Origin of the sequence: Pseudoalteromonas sp. GW168-MNA-CIBAN-0100 (assembly GCF_040309225.1) — a bacterium.
Lineage (GTDB): Bacteria > Pseudomonadota > Gammaproteobacteria > Enterobacterales > Alteromonadaceae > Pseudoalteromonas > Pseudoalteromonas arctica.
The window spans coordinates 1-235 of the sequence record NZ_JBEOOL010001120.1; the positions used below are offsets into that span (position 1 = coordinate 1).

At 35.7% G+C, this 235-nt stretch carries 1 protein-coding gene; it reads right to left on the reverse strand.

What is annotated here, in order from left to right:
• On the reverse strand, positions 1–235 hold a 235-nt coding region (locus AAEY62_RS24850), incomplete at both ends, for an EamA family transporter (protein ID WP_350637169.1).

Sequence of the window (235 nt, forward strand, 5' to 3'; positions counted from 1 at the left end):
TGCCCAGTAAAGCATTAAGTAATTTAGGCCAAAGTTAAACAGGGCCAATAATACGAAAAAACCATGATCGACTAAATTAAATCGCATTTTAGGTTTTTTGTATGCCACATATAACCACATTAATAATGCCGCGATTGCAAAACGATAAAATAGCGATAGTTCAACAGCAATATCGCCTAGCTGAAACTCTATGGCCAACCAGGTTGAGCCCCAAATTAAAACAGTTGTTATATAT